The 25,862-nt window shown below is 47.0% G+C and carries 25 protein-coding genes and 1 pseudogene; 22 read left to right on the top strand and 4 right to left on the bottom strand.

The genetic code is table 11. The features are described from left to right. Window positions 1-81 precede the first annotated feature (81 nt). Entirely contained in the window at window positions 82-630 is a 549-nt protein-coding gene (locus AVZ68_RS16710) for a Uma2 family endonuclease (RefSeq protein WP_059105722.1), read from the bottom strand. A gap of 128 nt (window positions 631-758) precedes the next feature. Between AVZ68_RS16710 and AVZ68_RS16705 the strand changes: the two genes are divergently transcribed. The 22 genes and pseudogenes from AVZ68_RS16705 to AVZ68_RS19975 all read left to right on the top strand — a co-directional run bounded on the left by AVZ68_RS16705 (window position 759) and on the right by AVZ68_RS19975 (window position 23,735). After that, complete coding sequence (locus tag AVZ68_RS16705) at window positions 759-1,532, top strand: IclR family transcriptional regulator (protein WP_059105721.1); 774 nt, start codon at window positions 759-761, stop codon at window positions 1,530-1,532. Window positions 1,533-1,704: 172 nt separating this feature from the next. After that, the gene (locus AVZ68_RS16700; RefSeq protein ID WP_059105720.1) at window positions 1,705-3,030 is read left to right on the top strand and encodes an FAD-binding oxidoreductase; all 1,326 of its coding nucleotides are present in this window, start codon (window positions 1,705-1,707) and stop codon (window positions 3,028-3,030) included. Between the two features lie 3 nt (window positions 3,031-3,033). Then, the gene (locus AVZ68_RS16695; protein WP_059105719.1) at window positions 3,034-4,392 is read left to right on the top strand and encodes a (Fe-S)-binding protein; all 1,359 of its coding nucleotides are present in this window, start codon (window positions 3,034-3,036) and stop codon (window positions 4,390-4,392) included. Beyond that, window positions 4,379-5,827, top strand: a complete 1,449-nt coding sequence (locus AVZ68_RS16690) for an FAD-binding oxidoreductase (protein ID WP_059105718.1) — start codon at window positions 4,379-4,381, stop codon at window positions 5,825-5,827. The genes AVZ68_RS16695 and AVZ68_RS16690 overlap by 14 nt, the downstream gene beginning before the upstream one ends. A 13-nt stretch (window positions 5,828-5,840) precedes the next feature. Continuing rightward, complete coding sequence (gene glcB / locus AVZ68_RS16685; RefSeq protein ID WP_059105717.1) at window positions 5,841-8,027, top strand: malate synthase G; 2,187 nt, start codon at window positions 5,841-5,843, stop codon at window positions 8,025-8,027. Between the two features lie 84 nt (window positions 8,028-8,111). Next, complete coding sequence (locus tag AVZ68_RS16680) at window positions 8,112-8,876, top strand: fumarylacetoacetate hydrolase family protein (RefSeq protein ID WP_059105716.1); 765 nt, start codon at window positions 8,112-8,114, stop codon at window positions 8,874-8,876. Between the two features lie 221 nt (window positions 8,877-9,097). After that, window positions 9,098-10,882, top strand: a complete 1,785-nt coding sequence (locus AVZ68_RS16675; RefSeq protein ID WP_059105715.1) for an L-lactate permease — start codon at window positions 9,098-9,100, stop codon at window positions 10,880-10,882. A gap of 439 nt (window positions 10,883-11,321) precedes the next feature. After that, window positions 11,322-12,323, top strand: coding sequence for a DUF3231 family protein (locus tag AVZ68_RS16665; protein WP_059105713.1), 1,002 nt, complete (start codon window positions 11,322-11,324; stop codon window positions 12,321-12,323). 12 nt (window positions 12,324-12,335) lie between these two features. After that, on the top strand, window positions 12,336-12,797 hold the full coding sequence (locus AVZ68_RS16660; RefSeq protein WP_059105712.1) for a hypothetical protein: 462 nt from the start codon (window positions 12,336-12,338) through the stop codon (window positions 12,795-12,797). A gap of 23 nt (window positions 12,798-12,820) precedes the next feature. Next, a complete protein-coding gene (locus tag AVZ68_RS16655) occupies window positions 12,821-13,609 on the top strand; it encodes a hypothetical protein (protein ID WP_059105711.1) in 789 nt (262 codons plus the stop codon). 1 nt (window position 13,610) lies between these two features. Beyond that, complete coding sequence (locus tag AVZ68_RS16650) at window positions 13,611-14,072, top strand: hypothetical protein (RefSeq protein WP_059105710.1); 462 nt, start codon at window positions 13,611-13,613, stop codon at window positions 14,070-14,072. A gap of 20 nt (window positions 14,073-14,092) precedes the next feature. Continuing rightward, window positions 14,093-14,560, top strand: a complete 468-nt coding sequence (locus AVZ68_RS16645; RefSeq protein WP_059105709.1) for a CBO0543 family protein — start codon at window positions 14,093-14,095, stop codon at window positions 14,558-14,560. 21 nt (window positions 14,561-14,581) lie between these two features. Continuing rightward, window positions 14,582-15,412, top strand: a complete 831-nt coding sequence (locus AVZ68_RS16640; RefSeq protein WP_059105708.1) for a squalene/phytoene synthase family protein — start codon at window positions 14,582-14,584, stop codon at window positions 15,410-15,412. 138 nt (window positions 15,413-15,550) lie between these two features. Beyond that, a complete protein-coding gene (locus tag AVZ68_RS16635) occupies window positions 15,551-16,555 on the top strand; it encodes a DUF3231 family protein (RefSeq protein WP_059105707.1) in 1,005 nt (334 codons plus the stop codon). A gap of 68 nt (window positions 16,556-16,623) precedes the next feature. Beyond that, window positions 16,624-18,219 carry a spore germination protein gene (locus AVZ68_RS16630; RefSeq protein WP_059105706.1) on the top strand — a complete coding sequence of 532 codons (1,596 nt, stop codon included), beginning with the start codon at window positions 16,624-16,626 and terminating at the stop codon, window positions 18,217-18,219. 37 nt (window positions 18,220-18,256) lie between these two features. Next, complete coding sequence (locus AVZ68_RS16625) at window positions 18,257-19,360, top strand: GerAB/ArcD/ProY family transporter (RefSeq protein ID WP_059105705.1); 1,104 nt, start codon at window positions 18,257-18,259, stop codon at window positions 19,358-19,360. Next, entirely contained in the window at window positions 19,357-20,589 is a 1,233-nt protein-coding gene (locus AVZ68_RS16620; protein ID WP_059105704.1) for a Ger(x)C family spore germination protein, read from the top strand. The genes AVZ68_RS16625 and AVZ68_RS16620 overlap by 4 nt, the downstream gene beginning before the upstream one ends. 119 nt (window positions 20,590-20,708) lie before the next feature. After that, window positions 20,709-21,944, top strand: coding sequence for a Ger(x)C family spore germination protein (locus tag AVZ68_RS16615; RefSeq protein ID WP_059105703.1), 1,236 nt, complete (start codon window positions 20,709-20,711; stop codon window positions 21,942-21,944). 87 nt (window positions 21,945-22,031) lie between these two features. Next, window positions 22,032-22,235 (top strand): CLC_0170 family protein, encoded by a 204-nt coding sequence (locus tag AVZ68_RS16610; protein WP_059105702.1) that lies wholly within the window; start codon window positions 22,032-22,034, stop codon window positions 22,233-22,235. Window positions 22,236-22,326: 91 nt separating this feature from the next. Further along, window positions 22,327-22,878 (top strand): DUF3231 family protein, encoded by a 552-nt coding sequence (locus tag AVZ68_RS21095; protein WP_367576343.1) that lies wholly within the window; start codon window positions 22,327-22,329, stop codon window positions 22,876-22,878. After that, a complete protein-coding gene (locus AVZ68_RS21090; RefSeq protein WP_367576342.1) occupies window positions 22,829-23,311 on the top strand; it encodes a DUF3231 family protein in 483 nt (160 codons plus the stop codon). The genes AVZ68_RS21095 and AVZ68_RS21090 overlap by 50 nt, the downstream gene beginning before the upstream one ends. A gap of 89 nt (window positions 23,312-23,400) precedes the next feature. After that, window positions 23,401-23,735: pseudogene (locus AVZ68_RS19975) on the top strand (DUF3231 family protein). Between the two features lie 191 nt (window positions 23,736-23,926). On the opposite strand, the gene AVZ68_RS16600 reads toward AVZ68_RS19975, so the two are convergent. The 3 genes from AVZ68_RS16600 to AVZ68_RS16590 form a co-directional block, all read right to left on the bottom strand. Then, window positions 23,927-24,256, bottom strand: a complete 330-nt coding sequence (locus tag AVZ68_RS16600) for a hypothetical protein (protein ID WP_059105701.1) — start codon at window positions 24,254-24,256, stop codon at window positions 23,927-23,929. 131 nt (window positions 24,257-24,387) lie between these two features. Beyond that, window positions 24,388-25,104, bottom strand: coding sequence for a Fic family protein (locus tag AVZ68_RS16595; protein ID WP_059105700.1), 717 nt, complete (start codon window positions 25,102-25,104; stop codon window positions 24,388-24,390). Window positions 25,105-25,151: 47 nt separating this feature from the next. Then, on the bottom strand, window positions 25,152-25,700 hold the full coding sequence (locus tag AVZ68_RS16590) for a Uma2 family endonuclease (RefSeq protein WP_059105699.1): 549 nt from the start codon (window positions 25,698-25,700) through the stop codon (window positions 25,152-25,154). Window positions 25,701-25,862 lie beyond the last annotated feature (162 nt).

The following is a 25,862-nucleotide window of genomic DNA, read 5'->3' as shown; positions in this document are numbered from 1 at the left end:
GAGGGCGAGGTGGGGGCAATACGGGAGAGCGATCTCCTGTCAAAGGTGGTGCCTTGAAAGGAAGTGAAATTTCGAAGTCCCTCACACCCTGAAAATTTCCTCCACCTCCACCTCAAATCCCTTGACGACGTCCGATTGAGCGGTCCCTTTTTCCACCACTTGATAGGTCTTGTCTGAACGGTAAACTAAAATGGTGTTCGTCAAAGGGTCAACAATCCAATATTCTTTAACTCCATATGTTTGGTATAGTCTCAATTTAAGCACAAGGTCATGAGACTGGTTTGAGGGACTGAGAATTTCAATAATCATTTCAGGTACGCCAACGTAGTTCTTCTCATTTAGCCCGCCGTCGTCACAGATCACCGTTAGATCAGGAATCACTATTTGATTCCCTTCCACGCCTTCCTTTTTCAAAACAATATCAAAAGGAGCGGCCAGTGCTTCGCATGGCTTGCCATTTAAAGCATTGAATAAACGAACATGCAGCTTTGCTGATATTCGTTGATGCTCAGTAGAAGGGGAGGGAGACGTGTAGACGACACCATCCACATATTCAAGCAAATCGTTGGATTGTTCTCTCATCTCATTGTATTCCTCAAGAGTGTATAAACTTTGTTTAGGCACGCTCACAACGAACACCTTCCTTCAAAAGATGGATGAAGTCTCTTCTTATTATAACGCTTTTCCCTGTTCGTTGCGAACAACGTAAAGACAACGCTCTCCACTTGTGTGCTACAATATAGCCGAGGAGTGATACGATGGTAAAATCCGTAGACCGAGCGTTACAGATTATTGCCCATGTGAGCAAGTACAAACAAGGGGTGGGCGTAACTGAGCTCGCCACTAAGCTTGAGTTAACGAAAAGTTCCACCCATAAGCTACTGGCCACTCTTGCGGAACACGGTTACATCGAGCAAGAGAGGGAATCAAAGAAATATCGACTCGGCTATAAGTTTCTTGAATTAAGTTCGATTTTGTTGGATTCTATTGACCTTAGAGGAGAGGCCAGACCTTTTTTAGAAGAACTTGAAGCCACGACGAATGAAGTCGTCCATCTTGTTGTCTACGACCAGGGGGATATGATTTACATAGAAAAGCTAGAGGGAAACGAAACGCTACGAACACATTCTAAAATTGGTCGGAAGGCCCCGATTCATTGTACGAGTGTCGGGAAAGTGATTTCCGCGTATTTGCCAACCGATACACGAGCGAAGTTAATTGATAAGGAGGGGCTCCCAAGGCATACGGAGCGAACGATTGTGGAAAAAGAAGCGTTTGAGCAGGAGATAGAGAACGTACGTTTGCATGGCTATGGGTATGAGATGGAAGAAAATGAGCAAGGCATCACCTGCATTGCGGCTCCCATATTTGACCATCAAGGCGACATCACGGCAGCCGTTAGTATTTCAGGACCATCCATTCGTATGACGAGAGAGCGTTTGCAAAATCTGAGTCCGCTGATTATCTCTGTAGGGGAGAAAATCTCGCAACGGATCGGTTACCGGGGAGCGACGACGGCCAACAGTCATTAGGAACCTATTCACCATTTTCAAAAAATCGAAAAATTGTATTGAAAAAGTCTAGACAACATGGTTTAATGTTAGACAGAAACAAAAAATAGCTCTTTTTTGAAAAGAGTTTTATTTTTTCATCATGATTGGAAATACTGTTCGTTATTAGGAAACAAAGTGAGGTGGTGATGAAATGGTCGTTACTGAGCTTTACTCGGAATTATCGTCAGCGCTCCCCGCTAGCTATGTAGGGGTAGCCGAAGAGCGAGGCGATGCACTCGGAAATGAGGGGCAGGTGCTCGTGCGCCCCTCCACAGAAGAGGAGATTTGCCGCACGCTGTCTTTTGCGACAAAGCAAAAGCAGCACGTCACCGTCGAAGGGGCAGGGACAAAAAGAGGGTTCGGGGGCACGTCCAAGTCTACGGATTTGCTGCTGTCTCTCAGGGACTATCATGGGATTGTCGAGCATACCGTTGGCGATATGACCGTCACAGTGAAGGCTGGAACCAACGTTCACGAATTACAAGCGTACCTGGCAGAACACCAACAAAAATTTGCCTTTGACCTCCCGGCAGACGAGGAGGCCACGATTGGGGGGATCATTGCCAGCAATGAGAGCGGTCCCAAACGGCTTGGTTATGGCTCAGCTAGGGATCAGGTGATCGGCTTGAGAGTTATTTATCCAGATGGGCGACTCATTCGAACGGGGGGCAAGGTCGTCAAAAATGTGGCCGGCTATGATATGAATAAGCTTTTTATTGGAGCCATGGGCACACTTGGGGTGATATCGGAAGTCACGATGAAGCTACGACCTCTACCGAAGCATGAACGGCTCCTTCTTATCCCGTTTGCGAATGAAAAGATGGAAGACGTTCGGTCCTTTGCTGTGTCATTGCTCGATTCCATGCTGGAACCAGTGGCTCTGGAAATCATGAACGCCACGATCATGGAAAAACTGACAGGAATACGAACCTTGGGTCTTGCCCTTTCCTTTGAAGACGTCGAGCCTTCTGTAGACTACCAAGAAAAATTCGTTCGCCGCATGTTGCCAGCCCAGACGAACATTCTCGTGAAAGAAGGCAAAGATGCGCACTCATTTTGGGAGAATGTTGCGCGCATGGGTTCGTCCAAACGGTTAGTGCAAAGCTCATCTGCCGTTTCTGTCAAGCTTAAAATCGGCGTCAAAAATTTGCGCGTGTTCGATGTCCTAAAAGAAGCTGAGCTCCTAGAAGAGGCGCACGGGCTTACGGTACAATCGCAAGGCGGACTAGGGCACGGCCTTTGCATCGTTTGCCTAAGTGGGGCTAAGGAAGATGTCATCGCCTCCATCAATAGCCTCCGTTCTCAAGTGGAGGCTATTGGAGGCTATGTTGTTGTTACGCATGCTCCTCTAGCCGTTCGCGAAACCGTTCAGGTTTGGGGGAAGCCGCCGACCTATTTCCCGTTGCTCGAAGGCATCAAACGAGCAATTGATCCCAACCGTCTCCTCAACCAATCTCGTTTCGTGGGAGGGATATAAGCGATGAGTCAAACAGAACAGCTTCCTTGTGAGAGTAAGACCCTCACGAATTACTTATGGAGTGACCATCCGGATGAAAACAAATGGGCCGATTGCGTGCATTGCGGCATGTGCCTTGAAGCTTGTCCTACATATGAAGAAACGGGGCAGGAACAGCACTCCCCACGGGGCCGTGTGCATCTAATCAAGTCGGTAGCCGAAGGGAAACTGGAGGTCAACGAAGCGTTTAGCGATCCCGTCTTTGCCTGTCTTGATTGTCGCGCATGTGAAACCGCTTGCCCGGCAGATGTAGAGGTGGGCGGGTTAATTGAAGAAGCGAGAGGGCAAATTCGTCAAGCCATGCCACTCACAGGGTGGAAAAAGGTAGTCAGTGGCTTTTTCTTAAGAGGATTATTTCCGTACTACAACCGCTTGCATGCCCTTGGTGGTTTGCTGAAGGTCTACCAAAAGAGCGGTGCGCAAGCCCTTGTGCGCAAGACGGGGCTACTGAATGTCATGCCGCCTCATTTAGCGGCGATGGAAGCCGTAATGCCTGCAGTGCAAACACCCGTTCGAAAAAAGTACAAAAACAAAGCGGTGATTAAGGCCGAACCGGAAACAAAGCATACGGTCTCCTTTCTAACAGGGTGCGTGATGGATGTGATGTTTAGCGACATTAACGATGCCACGATTCGGGTTTTAGCACGAAACGGGAACGACGTCACGATTCCTGATAAGCAAACATGCTGCGGAGCACTGCACGTCCATGCAGGGGATCGAGAGATGGGTCGAAAGCTGGCGAAAGAGAATATTGAAGCCTTTGAAGAAACGGACACAATCATTGTGAACGCAGCTGGCTGTGGGTGTATGCTGAAGGAATACACGGAGCTGTTCCGGGAAGTCGACACCGAATGGAAAGAACGAGCAGAAGCCTTTGCCGAAAAAGTGGAGGACGTTTCGAAGTACCTCTATGACACAGGCTATGAAAAGCCAAAGGCAGCGCTTAACACTAGAATTACGTATCATGATGCCTGTCACCTTGCCCACGGTCAAGGAGTCACCAAGGAGCCAAGGGATCTTCTCCTTGACATTCCCGGTGTCGAAATGATTCGCATGCCCAATGCCGACCGCTGCTGTGGGAGCGCAGGAATCTATAACATCACCAATCCGGAAATGGCGGATGCCGTCCTAAAGAGCAAAATGGAGCATGTCCCCGAAGATGTGGAGATGATTTCGATGGGGAACCCGGGGTGCATGCTACAAATGGCGATGGGGGTAGAAAAATACGGACGGAGCCAACAGATTGTTCATACCGTTCAACTTCTTGATTGGGCCTATCAAAAGGAAGACAGCGGAAAGGGGGGCGCTGATGAGGCGCGTTAAGTTAAAAACTAAGGACCCTCACATTCAGAGTCTCGCCAAACTCGTTGAGGGCCCCAACCCTATTCTCTATCAAAAGGAAGATCTACTCGCCTATGACTGTGATGGCTTCACGATTCATAAACATCTTCCAAAGGCTGTGGTCTTTCCGAAGAATTCAGAGGAAGTCGCGAAGGTCGTTCAATACTGTAGTGAACACGACCTCCCCTTCCTGGCAAGAGGAGCAGGCACGGGCTTGAGTGGTGGGGCGATTCCAGTCAATGGCGAAGTGATCATCAGCCTCGTGCGAATGAAACGACTCCTTCGTGTCGACCTTGAGAATAGGCAAGCGGTAGTCGAACCTGGCTATGTGAATTTGAAACTAACCCATTCCATTTCTGACAAAGGCTATTACTATGCGCCTGATCCCTCTAGTCAGTACTGCTGCACGATCGGGGGCAACGTCGCCGAAAATGCTGGCGGCGCCCATTGTTTAAAATACGGCGTCACGACGAACCACATCCTTGGCATGGAAGTGGTCCTACCAAATGGGGAAATCGTTGACATTGGTCAGGAAGGCGTTCCAGATGCGCCTGGCTATGATCTTCTAGGACTGTTGACAGGGTCAGAAGGAACGCTTGGGATCGTTACAAAAATTACCGTACGCATTTTGAAAAACCCGCAAGAGAAACAAACCGTCCTTGCGTATTTTGATCGGGTTGTTGATGGCAGTCAAGCGGTTTCTGATATCATCTCAGCCGGCATTGTTCCAGCGGCTCTTGAGATGATGGACAAAATTGCCATTGAAGGAGTTGAAGCGGCCGCTTTTCCGGTCGGACACCCAAAGGATATCGAAGCGGTCTTATTGATCGAAGTGGACGGCATTGCGGCAGGCATCGATGAGCAAATTGAACAAATTCTCGACGTTTGTCGCACGCGTCATGTCCGCGAAGTCAAAGTGGCGCAAAGTGAAGAAGAACGACAGAAATGGTGGGCGAATCGAAAGACAGGGTTCGGAGCGATGGGGGCGATTTCCCCTGATTACCTCGTCCAAGACGGCGTCATCCCGAGAAGCAAGCTCCCGACCGTGCTGGAACAGATTGGCCAAATCAGCGAGACTTATCAACTGCGCATTGCCAACATCTTTCATGCAGGGGATGGGAACTTGCATCCGCTCGTCCTGTTTGACTCCAGAGTCCCTGGGGAAACCGAGCGCGCCTTAGAAGCTGGGAGTGAATGCTTGAAGGTGTGCGCGGATGTCGGAGGCTCGATTACAGGCGAACACGGCGTCGGAATTGAGAAACGAGAAGAAATGCGCTTTGTCTTCACAGAAGAAGAAATCGAGGCGCAGACGGAAATCCGGGAAGTGTTCAACCCTAGCAATCTTTTAAATGCGGGAAAACTGTTCCCTTCCCCGAGCCGCTGTGCCGAAGTCAAACAAGAATTAAAGAGTGTCTAAGGAGGCATTGGAGATGAATCAATACGTACACGTAGGAAGCGTACAAGTAGCCAAACAGCTAAAGGAGTTTATTGATCGAAAGGCACTGCCTGGGACCGGCGTTGACACGGACCAATTTTGGGCTGGGTTTGAATCCCTTTACACCGATTTTGCAGGAGAGAATCAACAGCTGCTTGAAAGGAGAGAAACCATTCAAAAGCAGCTGAATGAATGGCATCAAGAAAACCAAAACACTGGCAATCAAGAGACGTATCAATCGTTCCTTGAAGACATCGGCTACCTAGAAGAAGAACCCGAAAATGTGACGATTACGACAGAGAACGTGGACGATGAAGTGGCCCTACAAGCAGGCCCGCAGCTTGTCGTCCCTGTGAACAATGCCCGTTATGCGATCAATGCCGCGAACGCTCGGTGGGGGAGCTTGTATGATGCGCTCTACGGAACGGACGCCATTTCTGAAGAAGACGGAACGGAACGTGCTGGAGACTATAACCCGAAACGCGGAGAAAAAGTCATTGCCTATGCGAAACAGTTTCTGGATGACTCCTTCGCTTTAAAGGAAGGGTCTCATCAGCAAGCGACAGGATACGCCATTGATGGCGGGGAGCTCACCGTTTCACTAAGCAATGATCAGAACACGAGCTTGGAAGACGGCGCCCAGCTTCTAGGGTACCAAGGGGCACCCGCTGCACCGACGGCGATTTTACTGCAAAACAACGGCTTGCATGTGGAGGTTCAAATCGATCCCAACCATCCGATTGGCCAGACGGACGCTGCACATGTGAAGGATGTGCTGATGGAGTCCGCTGTAACGACGATTATGGACTGTGAGGATTCAGTGGCTGCGGTTGATGCAGAGGATAAAGTGCTCGTCTACGAAAATTGGCTCGGTCTTATGAAGGGCGATTTGAGCGTCTCTTTCCAAAAAGGCGGCAAAACCATGCAACGCGCCTTGCATCCCGACCGCCGTTATACCGGCCTAGATGGTTCAGAATGGACATTACCGGGACGCTCGCTCATGTTCGTACGAAATGTTGGTCATTTGATGACGACACCGGCGGTTTTAACAACGGATGGAAACGAGTTGCCTGAAGGAATTTTAGATACAATCGTCACGAGCCTCATTGCCAAGCATGACGTACAAAAGAGTGGCGGGAATCAAAATTCCAGAAAAGGGTCCGTTTATATTGTCAAACCGAAAATGCATGGACCCGCTGAGGTTGCCTTTGCCAATCGTCTGTTTAACCGGGTAGAGGAGATTCTCGGCCTTCCCCGTCACACGTTAAAGATCGGCGTCATGGATGAGGAACGGCGCACGACGCTAAACTTAAACGCCTGCATTCAAGAGGTCAAAGACCGAGTGGCGTTTATCAATACAGGGTTCCTTGACCGAACAGGGGATGAAATTCATACGTCTATGGAAGCGGGGGCGATGATTCGCAAGCATGAAATGAAAGCGTCCACTTGGCTGAATGCGTATGAGCAATCGAATGTGGTGGCGGGTCTATCTTCAGGATTCCAAGGCCGTGCCCAAATTGGAAAAGGCATGTGGGCCATGCCAGACTTAATGAACGACATGCTTGAGCAAAAAGGCGGTCAGCTTAAGGCGGGGGCAAATACAGCCTGGGTCCCATCCCCTACGGCGGCGACGTTGCATGCGTTGCATTACCACCAAAACAGCGTGCCCGTCATCCAAGAGCAACTAGCAAAGGAAACGAAATCGTACCGTAAAGAAATCCTTCATGTCCCAGTCGCTAAAGCGACCGACTGGAGTTCAGATGAGGTGCAGCAGGAGCTAGACAACAATGCACAAGGAATTTTAGGCTACGTCGTTCGCTGGGTGGAGCAAGGCGTGGGGTGCTCAAAGGTTCCTGATATTAATAATGTGGCGCTGATGGAGGACCGGGCGACCTTACGTATTTCCAGCCAACATATGAGCAACTGGCTTCGCCATGGCATTGTCACCGACGAGCAAGTGGCCGAAACGATGCGCCGGATGGCCAAAGTGGTCGATGACCAAAATGCCGGGGATGCCGCCTACCGTCCAATGGCCGAAAACTATGATGCATCCGTGGCCTTCCAAGCCGCCCTTGAGCTCGTTTTTAAAGGAACTGAGCAACCGAGCGGGTACACAGAGCCAATCTTACACCGCCGTCGTTTAGAATTTAAACAGAAGCTTGGGAAAGAACTTGTGAACTAAGAGGAGAAGCGGCCGATCCTTCCGCGTGCAGCGGGAGGGTTCTACATAGCCAACAAATTCACCAAAGAGCTGAGGAGAAGAAGAATGAAATTTATTCGTTTTAGATCGAAAGAAACCATTTACCAAGGAGTCCTAACAGAAGAGGAAATCAGAGGAATTGAAGGAGATCTCTTTTCCAACTGGTCCTATACGGGGAAGACATTCTCCATCAAGGACGTGACCTTGCTGGCACCACTTGAACCCAATCAAGTCATAGGGATTGGGGCCAATTTTATCGCCACAGAAGCGGATCGACCGGCCGAAGTGCCAACCATGCCTGTGTTCTTTTTCAAGGCGACGTCTTCCGTCATCGGCCCAGAGGCGGATATCGTGATTCCAAGCGGCGTCGAACAAGTCAAATTTGAATCCGAACTCGCCGTGGTGATTGGGAAAACCGCGAAAAACATCGCTGAAGAGGACGTATTCGATTATGTGTTCGGCTATACAGTTGGAAATGATGTCACCTGTCCCGACTACTTTCATGAAAATGGCCACTGGACGCTCGGGAAGTCTTTTGACACCTTCACACCGCTGGGGCCTTTGATTGAGACAGATGTGGACCCGTTAAATGTGTCGGTGAAAGCGACGTTAAACGGCGAAGAGAAACAAAACAGCCACGTTCAGCTCATGATTGTCTCGACCCAGCGAATGATTTCGTACTTGTCCCATGTGATGACGCTTACGCCAGGAGACGTCATTCTAACTGGCAGTCCGGTTGGAGCGGAAATGATTCAGACGAATGATGACATCGCGTGCACCATAGACGAAATTGGAACGTTACAAAATCGCTTTGTGAGCGCTAGTAAGTAACTAGGTCCGCATGGTAGGCTCGAGGTTCCGAGCCTACCATCCTTTACGACCACAGTTTTTTTGGAATTCACTCATTGAAACACTTGCTTATTCAACCAATCGAACCCGTTTTTTAACAATAAAATGTACATGGGCACCTCTGCATTTTATTGTTTTATATAAATGTAACAACAAACAACAAATTGGTTTGGCCTTGCAAAAGGTAGAAAGGGGATAGGTTGATGAGTACTGGAATGCTTGCTTTGTTGTCGCTGTTGCCTATCGTCGTAGTCGCTATTTTGCTTGTTGGCTTAAAGTTGCCAGCAAGTCGGGCAATGCCGGTATCTTACCTTGTCGCGGTCGGCTTAGCGTTATTTGTTTGGCAAGTCCCTGGGGCCAATGTCGCAGCCGCTTCGGTGAACGGATTGATCACTGCTGCGACGTTATTGTACATTATCTTTGGGGCGATCCTGCTCCTAAACACATTGCAGGAGAGTGGAGCCATCAAAACGATACGACAAGGCTTCACCGACATCTCAGCAGACCGACGCGTTCAAGTCATTATCGTCGCCTGGTTGTTTGGTTCCTTTATCGAAGGTTCGGCTGGGTTTGGTACCCCTGCAGCTGTTGCAGTCCCACTCCTCGTCGGCTTAGGATTTCCAGCTATGGCAGCCGTCGTTGCGGGGATGGTGATTCAAAGTACACCCGTATCGTTTGGTGCCGTCGGTACACCGATGCTTGTGGGCGTCCAATCAGGGCTCGCTGCCGATGCGTCGATTTCTGATAATTTTCTCGCCCTGACTACACTGATTGGCGGACAGGCAGCGATTCTTCATGCGATCGCCGGGACGCTCATACCGTTATTTGTGGTTGCGCTAATGACCCGATTTTTCGGCAAAAACAAGTCCTTTTCGGAAGGGTTAAAGGTTTGGAAATTCGCTCTCTTTGCTTCTTTTGCCATGACCATTCCGTATGTAATTGTTGCAAACACGCTCGGCCCTGAATTTCCAGCGATGTTCGGTGGGCTAGTGGGACTTGTCATCGTTGTTGTTGCCGCAAAAAAAGGATTTCTGATGCCAAAAGAGGACGAGACTTGGGATTTTGAAGAAAAGTCGAAATGGAATCCAGAGTGGATTGGTAGCGTAGAAATCAAAGATATTACGCATAAAAGTGGAAATATGAGTATGCTGCGTGCCTGGTTTCCGTATGTGTTAATTGGGGTCTTTCTTATTATCACAAGACTGGAAGTATTGCCTTTTCGGGGATGGGTCCAAGCGTGGAATCTTGAACTTAACAATATATTCGGAACGGACATTTCTGCGAGCTTTCAGCCGCTATTCTCCCCGGGCTCCATCTTCATCCTAGTAACACTGATTACATTTTTTATTCACGGGATGAATGCAAGCGCATACAAAAAGGCGTGGGCTCATTCTGGAAAAACCATGCTTGCTGCATCCACCGCACTGATCTTCACGGTGCCGATGGTGCAAGTGTTTCTCAACAGTGGCGGAGGAGCGGCTGGATTTGAGCGAATGCCGATTGAACTCGCGAATGGCGTTGTCGCTGCAACCGGAGATTTGTTCCCGCTCTTCGCCCCTCTGATCGGCGGTTTGGGCGCTTTCATTGCAGGGAGTAATACGGTTAGTAATATGATGTTCGCACTGTTCCAATACGATGCTGGTGCGCAAATTGGTGTGAACCCAACGTGGATTGTCGCTCTTCAGGCTGTGGGGGGAGCGGCCGGAAACATGATTTGCGTGCACAATGTCGTGGCTGCCTTGGCGGTTGTCGGCCTTGTTGGCAAAGAAGGAGCAATTATTCGAAAAACCATCGTCCCCTTCTCTTACTACGCCATTCTTTCTGGCGCTGTTGGTTACTCAATTGTCTGGTACAGTGAAAAAGGTCTTTTCCACATTGGAAGCTTGATCATTGCCTTGATTGCCATCACAGCCGGCTACTTGATTGCCACCAACAACAAACGTTTGAATTCGACGCTTAGCCAGGGTGGACGTGGAATAAATCAGTAGATAAACTCAAAGATTGAAAGCCATAAGAAAAATCCTTCCCCAGCCTTAGCGGCTGGGGAAGGATTTTTCAATTTTCTCGCCCAAAGTCTTTATACTCAGAAGCTGGCGACCGATTCATCCCCGCAAAAAAATACATAAGAAACATAGGTGATGCCCGAAGAGGATCTATGTATGAATAAAACCCTTCGACCAGTTTCATCAGTTTCATGAAGAGTTCGCCAGATTTGGGACCCAATTTTTTTGCATTGGGGATTGTATTCTGCTCCCATTTATCCATTCATCTATCTGTTTTGTGACTGGCTAACAAAGAGAGAGTCGTTTGAGGAAGGTCATTCGAACTGATTCTTCTTTGAGACACACCGTTGTTGCATTGTATAAAAAACAAGTGGCGATATATATTAAGGGAAACAAGTCAGTACCAAGTCGGGAGGACGATTGGATGGAAGAGACGATCCACACAAGGCTAACCTCTGCTGAGATGAGTTTGATCTGGAGCCAATATATCAATGACTCAGCAACAAAGCAACTCATCACGTATTTTTTAACCCATGTGGACGATCAGGGCGTCCGTGAAATTCTTGAGACGGCTCTACAAGCGACTGAGGAACACCTTGATTTTCTTGTAGCGCTGTTTACAAAAGAATCGTTTCCTATTCCGACGGGGTTTACAGAAGAGGATGTCAACGCAGGAGCCCCACGCTTGTTTTCGGACACTTATGATTTGATGTTCATCAGCCACATGACCATCGTTGGGATGACGGCCGGCGCTCTCGCAGTGAGTCTTTCAACAAGAGCTGATATTGTCCAGTTTTTCAGAAAAACGCTCTCGGATGGGGTGAAATTGAACGGTGCGGTGAAGGAACTCCAGTTAGAAAGAGGCGTTTATGTTCGGCCTCCTTACATTCCAACGCCGCAAGACGTAACATTTGCGAGTACGCAACATTATTTAGGAAGCCTATTTGGAAAGCAGCGTTCTCTTAACAGCATTGAAATGATGCATCTCTATATCAATACTCAAACAAATGTTGTCGGAAAAAGTTTGATCTTGGCATTTGCCCAAGTCACAAGATCGGAGGAGTTGCGCCAGTATTTTCTACGAGGAAAGAAGATCGCACAAAAACACATCGATCTTTTCAGCGACATTCTCGTGGCAGATGATATTCCAGTCCTACAAACAGCGGATACAGCAGTGATGGATTCTAAAGTCGCTCCTTTCTCCGATAAGCTCATGCTATTCCTAGTGTCTGGAATGACGGCGGCTGGGATTGGCAATTACGGCACGGCGATGGCGGCCAATCCAAGAAAAGATGTGGGCTTAAAGTATGCGAGATTACTCGCGGAGATTGCCTTATACGCAGAAGATGGCGCTAATTTGCTTATAAAAAACGAATGGTTAGAGGAACCGCCGCAGGCACCTGACCGTGACCAACTAACAAAGTAAAGTAGTGAAACGATGGAAAAAAAAGTAGAAGCCCTCTTGTGGAGCATCGCTCTGCCCGGATTTGCACAACTGTTAAGCCGTTCCTATGTAAAAGGCGTCCTATTTATTGGGTTAGAAATCCTTATTAATGTCCAAGCCAACCTTAACACCGCCATTGTCCTAAGTTTTCAAGGGCTTACACGGGAAGCCGTTCAGCAAACGAATTATTTATGGCTGATGTTTTACCCTTGTTTGTACCTCTTTGTCATATGGGATGCCTATAAAGATGCTTCCGATCCGCCAAAAGCCTATATGTTTCTTCCGTTTGTCTGTTCCGCTTACATCACTACCGTCGGCGTTACTTATTCATCAAAGGCGATGATGGGTGTCGTGCTCGGCCCGATTTGGCTGCCCATTCTTAGTATCTTCCTAGGGTTGGCGGTCGGGTTTGCCATTAGGAGAATGGTCATTGCGAAGGGAGGAGAGAATTTGTAAGACACACCTGAGGAGTTCACACCATGAGGAATTTTTCACCAACCAACCAAGAACGTCGCTTCAAAGCGTTTGTGAGTTCTATAGGTACTACACAATTGCATTTACGCAATCCTTACATTGTTGCTTGGTGGTCTGCTGCCTTTCCAGGTTTTGGGCATCTCCTATTATCTAAATACCTGAGAGGTTTCATACTATCGGCGTTGGAAATTGTCATTAACGTTATGACAAACCTAAATCTGGCCATCGTTTACTCGTACACAGGTCAGTTTGAGATGGCAAAGGATGTCCTTGAACCTAAATTGTTGCTTTTGTATTTGCCGTTCTATATTTTTGGCATTTGGGATAGTTATCGATCGACAGTCGACATGAATAAAGTGTTTTTGCTGGCTGAACACGAAAATGCTGCTTTCCCCACTTATAGTATAGGGGCCTTGGAAATCAATTACTTAGACAAAAGGAGACCGGTGATGGCGGTCATTTGGTCTCTGCTAACACCAGGATTGGGGCATCTTTACATTCACCGAGTACTGAGTGCATTTTTTGTTACATTTTGGTTTATCTTATTCGTATACTTATCAGGGCTTCTGGTTGCCGTTCATCATCTTTTTTTAGGGCAAGCCCCTCAAGCGACGCAAGCACTACACCCTCAATGGTTGCTCTTCTTACCCTCTCTATGTGGCTTTTCTGTGTATGATTCTTACGTCAATACCGTGGAAAATAACAAACTCTTTGAGAGCGAGCAGCGAAAATTCTTGAACCATCATTATCAAGAACATCGTGTGACCATCCCTGCTCGAGAGGAGTGGAGATAACGTGCAAATCTTTGCTACTTTCGAGCATTCCATTTTTTTAGAGTTGGCGTTATCGGACTTAGAAAAAAAAGGGATTACAAAGAACAACATTTTGGCTGTATCGCTTGACAATCGGCTAGAGGAGCGAAGATTGTTTGATACGCTCCACCAAGCGGACGGAGTGAGTTTGTTTGATAAGGGAGCGGCTCTGGCAGTGGTTTTTTCCGTTATCGGCACAAGTATCGGGTTCGTGTTGAGATGGGGACCCATATGGTGGGGGCTTATTGGCGCTACATTTGGGTTCTTGCTAGGTTTTAGCATTGACGTATTGATCCTCAAGATGGTGCATAAAAGAAAAAGAGTATCAAAAGGAAAACAATCAGAAGTGATCCTAGTGATTAACTGTCGCCCGGAACAAGTGGAAACGGTTGAACACATCCTGTGGGAACATCTTGCTTTGGGTGTTGCGAAACTAGAGGGGTAAGTGAAGGGAGGTACCTCATTTTGGAACGATTCATATTACGAGCCGTTTTAGTGATTGGTTTGGCCTGTCTGCCTTTCACCTTTCGCAAGAAGCGTGTCAAAGACTGGGGCCTGGTTTTCTTTGCGACGGGATACGTTGTTACCTTTTTGGCTCAGATGGTTGTTAAAGGAAAAAAGTTAAAGTATACAGTCCGTTTCTTTCCCAAATACTTTGAAACCAATATCGTTTATGAACATCTCATTCTCCCCCTTTTTTGTGTGTGGTTTAACCAAACGACGTCACGCTCCAAACTACCGGGGATCATCGGACAAGCCCTTTTGTATAGCGGCATTCACACCTTGATTGAATACTTTATTGAAAAAAAGACGCAATTAGTCAAATGGAAAAAATGGACATGTTTAGAGAATGTAAGTTCTCTCACGATTGTTTTTCTAGGAAGTCGAGGGGTACAATCCTTATTTAAATGGTTATCAAAGAAGTATGATTAACGACATTTAGGAGTGAATTAAATGAGCAAAACGAATGATTTGTACACCGAAGCGATGGAAATGTTAAAAGCGACCAGTCGCACGTTCTTCATTCCGATCAGCTATCTGCCCCCGGCTTTGAAAGAAGGGGTCGCTGGTGCTTATTTAGCCATGAGAGCGATCGATGAAATTGAGGATCACCCTGAGCTTCCGTCCGCGGATAAGATTCATTTGCTAAGATCCATCCGTGACATCCTGAAAACCGATGGCGATCACGGCAAATTGCACGCCTTGTTTCAGCCCTTTCGTGCCAAGCTGCCAGAAGTCACGTTGCGTCTTAGTGATTGGAGCCGACTTTCTCCCGATGCGGTCACCGCGAAGGTATTGCAGTCCACTTCCGATATGGCGGACGGGATGGCCGACTGGGTGGAAAACGAGTGGCAGATCGAAAGCAAAGAGGATCTGGATGCTTATACATACTATGTGGCTGGGCTGGTCGGTCTCATGCTCTCCGACCTATGGGAATGGTACGAGGATATCAAGACAGACAAAGACTTGGCCGTTGCCTTTGGCCGTGGCTTACAAGCCGTCAATATGATTCGAAACCGTTCGGACGATTTAAGCCGGGGGGTTGATTTCTTTCCAGATGAATGGGGATCGGACGAGATGTTGGCCTACGCAAGAACGAATCTGGCCTCCGCAGATGCTTACCTGGAGAGTCTTCCTCCTGGGCCGATTCGTGTCTTTTGCCAAATTCCACTAACGTTAGCGCACGGGACGCTCGATGCCATTGCCAAGAATGAAGAAAAATTGAGTCGCGCAGAGGTCTCGCGGCTGGTCTCGCAAGTGCTGGATGAAGCGGGTGCTTCATAATTTTCCTTTGTTGGTTGTCTCAGAGTCCCTGTTGCTTGGCAGGGGCTATTTTTCATCATTTCTATATTCGCCAAAAGAATATCTATCTGAATTAGGTAAAGACTACCACTATAAACCTTAACACAGAGGTGATAAACGTTGAAAACGAACCAGCACGCACAGTTAACGTCATCAGAAATTGGCGTTCTGTGGGGTTTCTATATGAAAAATAGCCTTGCTGTCTGTATGTTGACATACTTTCTTGAGAAAGTGGAAGACCCGGACATCCGCAAAGTGATTCAATTAGCGCTGAAGCAAAACCAAAACGATGTGGCTATGGTAGAGAACGTATGCCAGCGTGAACAAATGGCGATACCCGTTGGCTTCACGCAAGAAGATGTGCAGCCTTCCGCCCCACGTCTGTTTAGCGATGCGTTCATGTTGGAGTATGTCCGGCAACTGGGCGTCATTGCGATGGCAGCCTCTGCGGCTGCCATCCCCGTCGTGACACGCCCCGATATGACGAAGGTCTGTCAAACGGTTCTTGGCCGAGCGACAGAGCTTCATGATGTAGCCAAAGAGACACTTCTCTCCAAAGGGCTCTATAGTCGACCGCCTGCCATCCTGACACCGAAACACGTCGACTTTGTCGAAAAACAAAGCTTTCTGAGAGGATTTTTGGGAGAACGCAGACCACTGAGTGCCGTTGAAATTACGCATATTTTTATGAATGCTCAAACAAATGGGTTAGGAGAAGCACTTATGATGGGCTTTGCGCAAGTGGCCAGGGACCCGAAAGTGAAGAAATTTTTTGTCCAGGGAAAACAAATCGCAAATAAACATGTGGAGATTTTCAGCTCGCTTTTACTAAAAGAAGATCTTCCTGCTCCAATGTCTTGGAATGACAATGTCATCGTTTCGACCATTTCTCCGTTTTCCGATAAGCTGATGGCCTTCCATACGACGTTATTGATCGATAGCGGAGTCGGCAATTACGGGTTATCGACTGCGGCTAGCCCCCGGCGTGACCTAGGACTCACGTATGCCCGCTTAATGGTAGAGGTGGCTCAAATGGCGAAGGAGGGGGCAAATCTCATGATTGACAATGGGTGGCTGGAACAACCGCCGCCTGCCCCGGACCGAGAGGCACTGGAAAAATCCTAACGATCCTATGTACAAACAAAACGAGTGACCCCTCACATCAACAATGACTTCTCAAGGATGGTGGAATCGTGTCTAAGAAAAAAAAATCAAACAACACTAGCCAGGGCAAAGACCTCATTCCACACCAAGTGCTGGAGGAGCAAGATGAGAAAGTACTATCTGGCAACCTGGAGGAGACCATTCGGTTTATAGAGGATTTACTCAGTCAGAATGACGATTTCGTCACTCGTCGTTTCCATATCTTCGGAAATTTTTCTGCGGCGATGTTTTATTTCTCAAACTTGGTCGATCCATCCGTGATTAACACCGATATTTTAAAACCGTTAATGTATGTACCGCCCCATTTGGCTGGTAGGGAAGTAAAACAAGAGCAATTGCTCAATGTATTACTGAAGGAAACCATCTATCAGAGTGAGACCGAACTGGAAGACCACTTATCACCTCTTGTTCAGGTACTTTTACGTGGCAAAACCGTGCTCATCATCGAAGGTCTCGATCAAGCGCTTCATATCGGAACACGTACGATAGCGAAAAGGGCCGTCGACGAACCAAAGACAGAGCAGGTGATTCTCGGGCCAAGGGAAGGGTTCATTGAGCAACTAGAAACCAATCTTGGCTTGCTGCGCTATCGCCTGCAAACGGCTGATTTACAAATAAAAACGCTAAAACTTGGCCGCCTTTCCAAAACAAAAGTGGCGATTTGTTATATAGAAGGGATTACCAATGCAGAGGTTATAAAAGAAGTGGAAAACCGTCTATCCAAGATTGATATTGATATCATCCCCGATATCGGCTACATTGAACAATTCATTGAAGATCATAAATTTTCCCCTTTTCCCCAAATGATGAGCACCGAACGACCAGATAAAACGGTTTCCAATTTGGCGGAAGGAAGAGTAGCCGTTTTGGTCGATGGTTCCCCATTTTCCTTACTGTTGCCAGTTGTCTTCAATCAGTTTTATCAAACAGCCGAAGATTACACGAATCGTTTTTTAATGGGGAACTTTGTCCGAATCTCAAGAATTCTAGCACTGGTGTTTTCACTCATTTTCCCCTCTCTGTATGTATCGCTCATTTCCTTCCACCCGGAATTGTTGCCTACGGAATTTGCCGTTGCGGTATCCGGGGGGAGAGCCGGTGTTCCTTATCCAGCCGTAGTGGAAGTGTTGTTCATTGAAGTAGCGATGGAAATATTACGGGAAGCGACGGTTCGGCTGCCGACGCAAGTAGGGGGGGCGCTGTCGATCGTAGGGGTGCTTATCGTCGGAGAAGCAGCCGTCTCAGCTGGATTTGCCAGTCCGATTACAGTAGTTATCATCGCCTTAACCACCATCGGTTCGTTTGCAACGCCGTCCTATACCGCCTCGTTTGCTCTGCGAATGCTGCGCTTCCCATTAATTCTTCTTGCTGGGATTTTTGGGCTTTACGGGGTCGTGATTGGGATCATCCTTATTTTTAACCATATGCTCTCGTTAAAATCGTTCGGGGTTCCGTATATGAGTCCGGTTTCGCCGGGAAATGCTCAAGGTTGGAAAGATGTTGTGTTTCGCAGCTCGTTATGGAGGTTGTCCAAGCGGCCAGCCTTTCTCCATGCATCAAATCGCAAACGAGTTGGGAAGGAAGCAGAGGAGCAGTCAAACGAAACAAACCATACACGCGGCTAACGACAAGTCGGAGATGATCAATGGGAGGATGAAAAGCATGGAGTTTCCAAGACAACTATCCGTCTATCAAGCAACGGCGATACTCATTAGTACGATCATTGGTGTTGGCGTACTTCCTCTGCCGTTATTTGCGGTGAGAGCTGCCGACACAGGGGCTCCCTTGGTCACATTTATAGGAATAATGGTGGCTTTTTTCGGACTTGCGGTTGTGACCAAACTGGGAATGCGATTTCCAGAGAAGTCCATCATTGGCTATAGCGAGGATGTCTTAGGAAAGTGGCTCGGGAGAATCGGCAGTCTCGTTCTCATTGCTTTTTTCGCAGTGTTGACCGGTCTTGCTGCGCGCGAATTTGGTCAAGTCGTGATTACAACCATCCTACCTGAAACACCTCTGGAAATATCAGTAATTGTCATGCTTTTACTAGCTTCCGTCTCTTCTCGAAACGATATCAATACCTTTGCCTATATTCACGTTTTCTATCTCCCGGCCCTCATAGCACCTGTTTTAATTATCATCATCCTGTCCTTAGGGAATGCTTCTAACAGTCTCTACCTGCAACCGTTATGGGGAAACGATCCAAGCGGAATGATCACAGGTGGTTTAACCGTCGCTGCCTTGCTTCAAGGCTCGTTTATCATTACTATGATTATTCCCTTCATGCGCTTCCCACAAAAAGCAATGAAGGCCACGATTTGGGGCGTTATCACCGCAGGTGGGGTCTATGTACTCATTGTAGCCGCAACACTTGCCATGTTTGGACCGGAAGAATTGAAGAATTTGCTTTGGCCGTCACTAGAGTTAGCAAGAGCGACCTCCTTGCCCGGAGAATTCTTGCAACGATTAGATGTGATTTTTTTAGTTGTGTGGGTAACCGCTGTGTATACCACGATTTATGCCAGTTATATGTTTACCGCTCATTCCTTAAGTCAGCTCTTCCGGTTACGCGACCATAAGATGTTTTCGTTTTGTATTCTTCCGCTTATTTTTATCATTGCAATGATTCCTCAAAACACGCTTCACATGTATGAAATCGTTCAAATGGTTGGACGATTAGGGCTGATTCTGACCATTCTGTATCCCATTCTTTTATACGTGATCGCCCTGTTACGTAAGAAAAAAGGGAGGAAGAGATCAGAGTGAAACGGATAGGTGGGCTAGGTCTCCTCTTTCTCCTTCTTTCCCCGCTGCTATCAGGCTGCTGGGACAGTGTCGACATTGAAAATCGGGCCACGGTGCTAGGTCTTGCCATTGACGAAGCAGAACCCAGTACTGAACAAGAGGAAGACAAGAATATTAGTCATCTGGAAGGGGTTTCTAGCGAGCCGAAAGGAGAACTAATTCGCTTGACGGCTCAAATCGCTGTACCGGGAAGGATCCCCTTGGGTCCAGGAACAGGAGAGGGAGAGGGAGAGGGCGGTGCTGGAGGGTCCGAACCGGTATGGGTGCTTAGCGTCGTCGGGCATACTCTGGACGATGCGTTCAACAATCTACAACAAGAGGTGGCAGAAGAGCTGTTTTTAGGGCATTTACGTGTCATTGTGATCAATGAAGAATTGGCCAAAAAAGGCGTCAATCGCTTCAATGATTCCCTGCGGCGCAACCCGGAAGTGAGGAGAACCGCCTGGATGGCGATTTCAAAAGAGGAGGCGGGAACGTATATGAATATTGCTCCACAGTTGGAGCCAGTGCCGACCTTATACCTTGCCAATATGGTGGATAACTCAGTGGAGCTAGGGAAGTTTCCGGAGAATTTCATTGGTTTGTTCTGGCGAAGATTATCAAGCAAAGGCCAAGATGCCTTTCTGCCTTACCTCGAGATCCAGTCAGATGAAAATGTTCAGATAGATGGCCTTGCCTATTTTAAAGGAGATCAAATGGTCGGGACGATCGATCCGATCGAAATTGGCGTGTATATGGCATTAACGGATTATCCGGAAGGCGGGTACGGTTCAATCGTAACCATCCCTGGAACGGATACAGAAGTTCTAGACCGCAGTCTTACACGTCAAACCAAAGTAAAGACCACGATAGACGGAGGAAAGCCGCATATTCGGGTAGCGATTCGATACGAGTTTGAGATCGAAGAAATAGGCCATGGCACTGCCAACCTAAGTGATGCGCAAGTCATTAAGAAAATAGAAGAGAAACAGGAAGAGGCCATTGTCCAGGCGGCCCAAGGTCTAATTAAAAAAACACAGGAAACAGGATCGGATATTTTTGGGTTCGGCGAGCATATTCGAGCCAAGCACCCTGGCTACTGGAATCAAGAAATCGAGACCAAAGAGAGGTGGCAGGAAATGTATAAAGATGTCGAAGTTGACGTCGAATGTATGTATCATATTCGCCGTGTGGGCATGAAAGCAAAATAATGAGAAAAGCGAAAGCCCCCCGTTTACCGGGCATCAACTGGCAATATGCCCCCTCGTTTGGACTCCGTTTAGAAAGTAGGTTGCTTTGTTACAAAAAAAAGGGAGGAGGAGATCCGGAAATGAACGGTGGAGCGAATCGGACAGGTCTGCTCAGTCTACTCATTCTTCTTTTTCCATTGCTATCAGGTTGCTGGGACAGTGTCGACATTGAAAATCGAGCCACGGTGCTTGGTCTCGCCATTGACGAAGCAGAACCCGGTGCTGAACAAGAGGAAGACAAGAATATTAGTCATCTGGAAGGGGTTTCTAGCGAGCCGAAAGGGGAACTAATTCGCTTGACGGCTCAAGTCGCTGTACCGGGAAGGATCCCCTTGGGTCCAGGAACAGGAGGGGGAGAGGGCGGTGGTGAAGAGTCCGAACCGGTATGGGTGCTTAGTGTCGTCGGGCATACACTGGACGATGCGTTCAACAATTTACAACAAGAGGTGGCAGAAGAGCTATTTTTAGGGCAGTTGCGTGTCATTGTGATTAGTGAAGAAGTGGCCCAAAAAGGCGTCAATCGCTTCAACGATTCCCTGCGGCGCAATCCCAAAGTGAGGAGAACCGCCTGGATGGTCGTTTCAAAAGAGAAGGCGGGCACCTATATGAACATTGCTCCGCAACTGGAGCCAGTGCCGACCTTATATCTTTCAAATATGGTTGAAAATTCAGTAGATTTAGGGAAATTCCCTGAAGATTCCATCGGTTTGTTCTGGCGAAGGCTGTCAAGCAAAGGGCAAGATCCTTTTCTGCCTTACCTCGAGATCAAGGCAGGCGAAAATGTTCAGATTAATGGTCTTGCCTATTTTAAGGGAGATCAAATGATCGGGACGATCGATCCGATCCAGATTGGCATCTATATGGGTCTAGCTGGACACAGGGAAGGCGGGTACGGGGCATTTGTACCGATCCCTGGAACGGATACACAAATTCTAGATCAACCTTACTCACGTCAAACGAGAATCAAGACGACAATCCAAGAAGGAAAGCCATCTGTTAAGGTAAAGCTTCGATACGAACTTGTGCTTGATGAAAAGATTGAAGAAACCATCGATCTAAGTGATTCGCACATCATTGAGAAAATAGAAGAGAAAGGGTCAGAGGAGATTGCTGACTCAGCCGAAGAATTAATTGCAAAAATGCAGGAAGAAGGATCGGATATTTTTGGACTCGGAGAGTATATTCGAGCCAAGCACCCTGGCTACTGGAATCAAGAAATCGAGACCAAGGAGAGATGGCAGGAGGTTTATAAAGACATTGAGGTTGACATCGAATGTACGTACTATATCCGCCGTGTAGGCATGAAAGCAAAGTAGCGTCTGTTTATCAGCGACAAGGAGCGAGTGAATGCTAAAGCTGGATCATGAAAGCTTTTCTTTATTAAACATACAAGGGTGTGCGTTATGTTAGACATTGGCTATATGAATTACATTGTAACGTTGTTCGTGGTGACGGGAGCTCTTATCTTGTCTATTGATGTGAACGCGTACGGCAGGGCAAAAAAGAAAAAAGAAAAATGGGTAGCAACATTCCTTGGCTGGGTGAATGTTTCTCTTGGAATAGTGCTGTTTATCGCCAATTGGGCATATGAGAGATGGTTTTGGTGACGTGCGGGGGAACGCGAATATACGTATAAATCCATAAAAAGACCACATACTAATATGTGCCCGTAAACACATATAGGAAGGAACTGTTCAAATGCTGAAAAAACCGAAAATGAGCTCAACGGAACTCGGCGCATTGTGGATGACATACCAGAAAAAAACATTGATTCTGCGTGTATTGGAGTACTTTATTGAGAAATCGGAGGATAAAAAAGCCGAGCAGCTACTATCAGGATTGTGGAAAAAACTTCAACCCAAAGTTGACGACTTGAGAACGATGTTTGAAAACGAAGGGGCCGCCGTTCCTATTGGGTTTACGAAGGAAGATGTGAACCTGGAAGCGCCACCGTTATTTGAGAATGGCTTTGATATTATGTTCAGCCGAAAGTTAAAAGAAATCAGTATGGGCATGTACACCCTCCATGTATCGATGTCGTATCGTGAAGATATTATTCAGTTCTATCAAGATATTACTGATATCACGCAAACATACTATAAGCAGTTCACCCAATACTTACTTGAAGAAGGATTATCTTTCCCGCCCCACCTATGTCACCATGCCAAGGTCAGTGGATTATATCACGGACAAAACCTACATGAAGGGATCGAATCTCTTTGGTCAGAAGCGGCCACTAAATGCGGTTGAGTTTGGCTATCTCTATAATAATGTGGAGACCAATATTACCGGGATGCAACTGATGGCAAGTTTTGCCCAATGTGCCAGGGATAAAGAAGTGAAGAACTATTTTATCAAAGGGAAAGAACTTTCGAAAGAAGTTATCAAAGAGACTGCGGACACCCTTCTTCAAAATGATATTCAACCACCTGCCACACCGGGAGGTACCATTACAAATTCAACAGAGGCTCCTTTTTCTGAAAAGCTGATGATGTTTTGTACGTATCTTTTGTCTAGCTTTGGTCTTGGAGGTCAAAGCTTTAGCACGGCTTTCAGTCTGCGTAATGATTTGAATGTGAGTAATGCGATACACGCAAAAGATATATACGAATTCGGGCGCGAGGGAGCAATGATCATGATTTCGAATGGATGGCTGGAGGAACCACCGAAAATGGATCTTTGATTTCTCAACAGCAAAAAACGCTGATTCGATTTACTTCACAATAGGATGGCTAAACCTTTGATCGGAGGATGTAGGTCAGAGGGAAAGAAATCGCCGCCAAACATGTAGAGGTCTTTGGCTCCGTATTAAGTGAAGATGATCTTTCGGCCCCCGTCTCGTGGGACTCGGAAGTAACCACATCTACCGTTGCTCCTTTTTCAGACAAGCTGATGATGTTTTTGACGACATCCCTGATTGCCATTGGTATGGGTTACTACGGGACCAGTATGTCAACCACCATGAGGCGTGACATACTGGTGCATTACGGAGTCTGATCATGGAGATTGGAAAATACTCCGGAGCCGGCGCCAAACTCATGATTGACAACGGTTGGATGGAAAATCCCCCGCAAGCGCCAGATCGGGATGAGTTAGCGAAGCGCTAAGGGAGAATGGGGGAGCGGGAACTGGGAGGAAGGCAGAGGCCGAGCGTGTAGGCTTTTGAGCTTCGGGTTTTTTTAATGCTGGTTAGGGCTCTACTTAATGAGCCCTATTTTTAATGGGTAAAAGCAGAGTTAAGAGTGTGGAGGTAGGTCACGAAGCTATTGCTGCCTTTTTATGATGGGGAAGCTGTTTCTTATTGGATTCGTTTGATCTCGGCCTCATGACTAATCGATCTTTTGGACAATAAATCAATAATTCCTTGCTGTTTTTCTTGAATCTCATTAAGCTTGTATAAATGATCTTTGACTTCCAACTTGAAGTTCTTAAGATCGGCAACATCATCACTTAAGTTGGATAAAGCGACTGTGTGCATTTTTAACGTATTCTCTACTTCATCAAATCGTTTTTCAAATCGTTTTTCCATAGACTCGAATCGATTTTCAATAGAAGCCGTTCTTTTTTCATTGCTTTCCTTCATATCATTCACTGCATTAAAAATTTTTTCAAGCATTTCGTTGTTCATTATGACACCTCCAAAGGTTGATTACACTATTTATATCATTTCTGGTGTGGTTTGAACATTCTTTTCTGAAGAAGAAGTAAACAAAGAATATCTTTGGTCACCAATAGCGACATGGCCTTTACACCAACTGCTTAATCTCTGCTTTGCTCCTTAATTCGTTGATCTTCTGCATTTTGAAACTGTGTTCTACGCTCTTTCTCTTCTTCGATTGCCTTTTCAACAAACTGACTGAAACCTTCTTGATCCTCCTCTGCCAAAAAAGCAATATACCGCGCCCGCTCTTTGTTGTTAATGACCAGTGGCGGCAAATGGTTCTGCAAGAGAGAATAATTCATCACCATACGGCCTGCCCGCCCGTTCCCATCAGAAAATGGATGGATGCGCTCAAAAACAATATGGGCTTCACTGATGATCCCGATTTTCTCCTGGCCGTCCTTCGCTGCCTGCAAACGAAAATTCAAATTGTCCACCCATTGTCGTATTAATAACGGCGTTTCCTTCGCGCTCGCCGTCACAAAGTCGGCGCCTACAATGGCATTATCTGCTGCTTTAAACTGCCCCTTATCATATTGCAGTCGATCGGTAAGCAACGCATGAATCTCCTGGATCGTATAGACGCTTAAAGGCTCGCCTTTTGTCAGTTCAGAAAGAACAAAGTCAAAGGCTTGCTGGTGGTTCTTAATTTCATAAACTTCTCGTAGATCAAAGCTATGATCCCCTGTAATGGTATTATGCAAAATGATCGATACCGTTTCTGCCAGAGTAATCGTGTTTCCTTCAATTGCGGACGAATGGTGGGCGAGTCGGACTAAAAGATCATCCGCGTACTCTTTCGGCAATGGAAGCATTCCTTTCTCCTCCTTTGCTTACAGTTTAGCAAAACCTCTTACAGGTTTTATACTCTAAAAAGTTCTTCTACTTCCACTTGAAACCCCTGAACCACGTTAGATTGAATGGAACCTTTCTCTGCCACTCGATAGGTCTCGTCGGAACGATAACGTAAGACCTTGTTATTCAGTGGATCAACAATCCAGTATTCTTTGACGCCGTATTTTTGATATAGTCCCAGTTTAAGCACAAGATCATGAGAGGCATTAGAAGGGCTGATGATTTCCATGATGAGTTCTGGAACACCCATGTATTTTGTTTCTGTAAAACCCGTTTTATCACAGATCACGGACAAATCCGGGATCACATAGTGCTCTTCGTCGAACGTTTTTTTCGAAAGAACGATATCCAAGGGCGCAGCAAGTGCTTCACATCCGCTGTCGTCTGTGGCTTCCATTAATTTGCGATGGAGCTTGGCCGATATACGCTGATGCCTGATGGAAGGAGAAGGGGACATACATACAACGCCGTCAATAAACTCTAGGAGATCATCCGTCTCTTGTTTCAGTTTGTGGAACTCCTCAAAGCTGTCTGGTTTGCGTGCTGGATCCTCCATAAAATCACCACCTTGATTTTATTCGTCTAATTCCAAGTATAGCAGGAATGGGGCGGAGATGCGAAGGAAGGGGGAGTCCTCACCAAAGAGCACCCCTAAACCATTGAAATTGTTTAATAACTCAACTTTCGCACCAAGAAAATCGCAATGAATTCAACGCCC

Source organism: Shouchella shacheensis (assembly GCF_001484965.1).
Lineage (GTDB): Bacteria > Bacillota > Bacilli > Bacillales > Bacillaceae_D > Shouchella > Shouchella shacheensis.
This window is presented reverse-complemented; position numbering and strand designations above follow the sequence as displayed.

Excerpts from the sequence above, each read along its gene's own strand:
- AVZ68_RS16705 (WP_059105721.1), top strand. The coding sequence starts at position 759 with ATGGTAAAATCCGTAGACCGAGCGTTACAGATTATTGCCCATGTGAGC.
- glcB (WP_059105717.1), top strand. The coding sequence starts at position 5,841 with ATGAATCAATACGTACACGTAGGAAGCGTACAAGTAGCCAAACAGCTA.
- AVZ68_RS16660 (WP_059105712.1), top strand. The coding sequence starts at position 12,336 with ATGGAAAAAAAAGTAGAAGCCCTCTTGTGGAGCATCGCTCTGCCCGGA.
- AVZ68_RS16595 (WP_059105700.1), bottom strand. The coding sequence starts at position 25,104 with ATGCTTCCATTGCCGAAAGAGTACGCGGATGATCTTTTAGTCCGACTC.
- AVZ68_RS21095 (WP_367576343.1), top strand. The coding sequence starts at position 22,327 with ATGCTGAAAAAACCGAAAATGAGCTCAACGGAACTCGGCGCATTGTGG.
- AVZ68_RS21090 (WP_367576342.1), top strand. The coding sequence starts at position 22,829 with ATGAAGGGATCGAATCTCTTTGGTCAGAAGCGGCCACTAAATGCGGTT.
- AVZ68_RS16700 (WP_059105720.1), top strand. The coding sequence starts at position 1,705 with ATGGTCGTTACTGAGCTTTACTCGGAATTATCGTCAGCGCTCCCCGCT.
- AVZ68_RS16615 (WP_059105703.1), top strand. The coding sequence starts at position 20,709 with ATGAACGGTGGAGCGAATCGGACAGGTCTGCTCAGTCTACTCATTCTT.
- AVZ68_RS16695 (WP_059105719.1), top strand. The coding sequence starts at position 3,034 with ATGAGTCAAACAGAACAGCTTCCTTGTGAGAGTAAGACCCTCACGAAT.
- AVZ68_RS16655 (WP_059105711.1), top strand. The coding sequence starts at position 12,821 with ATGAGGAATTTTTCACCAACCAACCAAGAACGTCGCTTCAAAGCGTTT.
- AVZ68_RS16690 (WP_059105718.1), top strand. The coding sequence starts at position 4,379 with ATGAGGCGCGTTAAGTTAAAAACTAAGGACCCTCACATTCAGAGTCTC.
- AVZ68_RS16625 (WP_059105705.1), top strand. The coding sequence starts at position 18,257 with ATGGAGTTTCCAAGACAACTATCCGTCTATCAAGCAACGGCGATACTC.
- AVZ68_RS16680 (WP_059105716.1), top strand. The coding sequence starts at position 8,112 with ATGAAATTTATTCGTTTTAGATCGAAAGAAACCATTTACCAAGGAGTC.
- AVZ68_RS16640 (WP_059105708.1), top strand. The coding sequence starts at position 14,582 with ATGAGCAAAACGAATGATTTGTACACCGAAGCGATGGAAATGTTAAAA.
- AVZ68_RS16590 (WP_059105699.1), bottom strand. The coding sequence starts at position 25,700 with ATGGAGGATCCAGCACGCAAACCAGACAGCTTTGAGGAGTTCCACAAA.
- AVZ68_RS16675 (WP_059105715.1), top strand. The coding sequence starts at position 9,098 with ATGAGTACTGGAATGCTTGCTTTGTTGTCGCTGTTGCCTATCGTCGTA.
- AVZ68_RS16665 (WP_059105713.1), top strand. The coding sequence starts at position 11,322 with ATGGAAGAGACGATCCACACAAGGCTAACCTCTGCTGAGATGAGTTTG.
- AVZ68_RS16600 (WP_059105701.1), bottom strand. The coding sequence starts at position 24,256 with ATGAACAACGAAATGCTTGAAAAAATTTTTAATGCAGTGAATGATATG.
- AVZ68_RS16610 (WP_059105702.1), top strand. The coding sequence starts at position 22,032 with ATGTTAGACATTGGCTATATGAATTACATTGTAACGTTGTTCGTGGTG.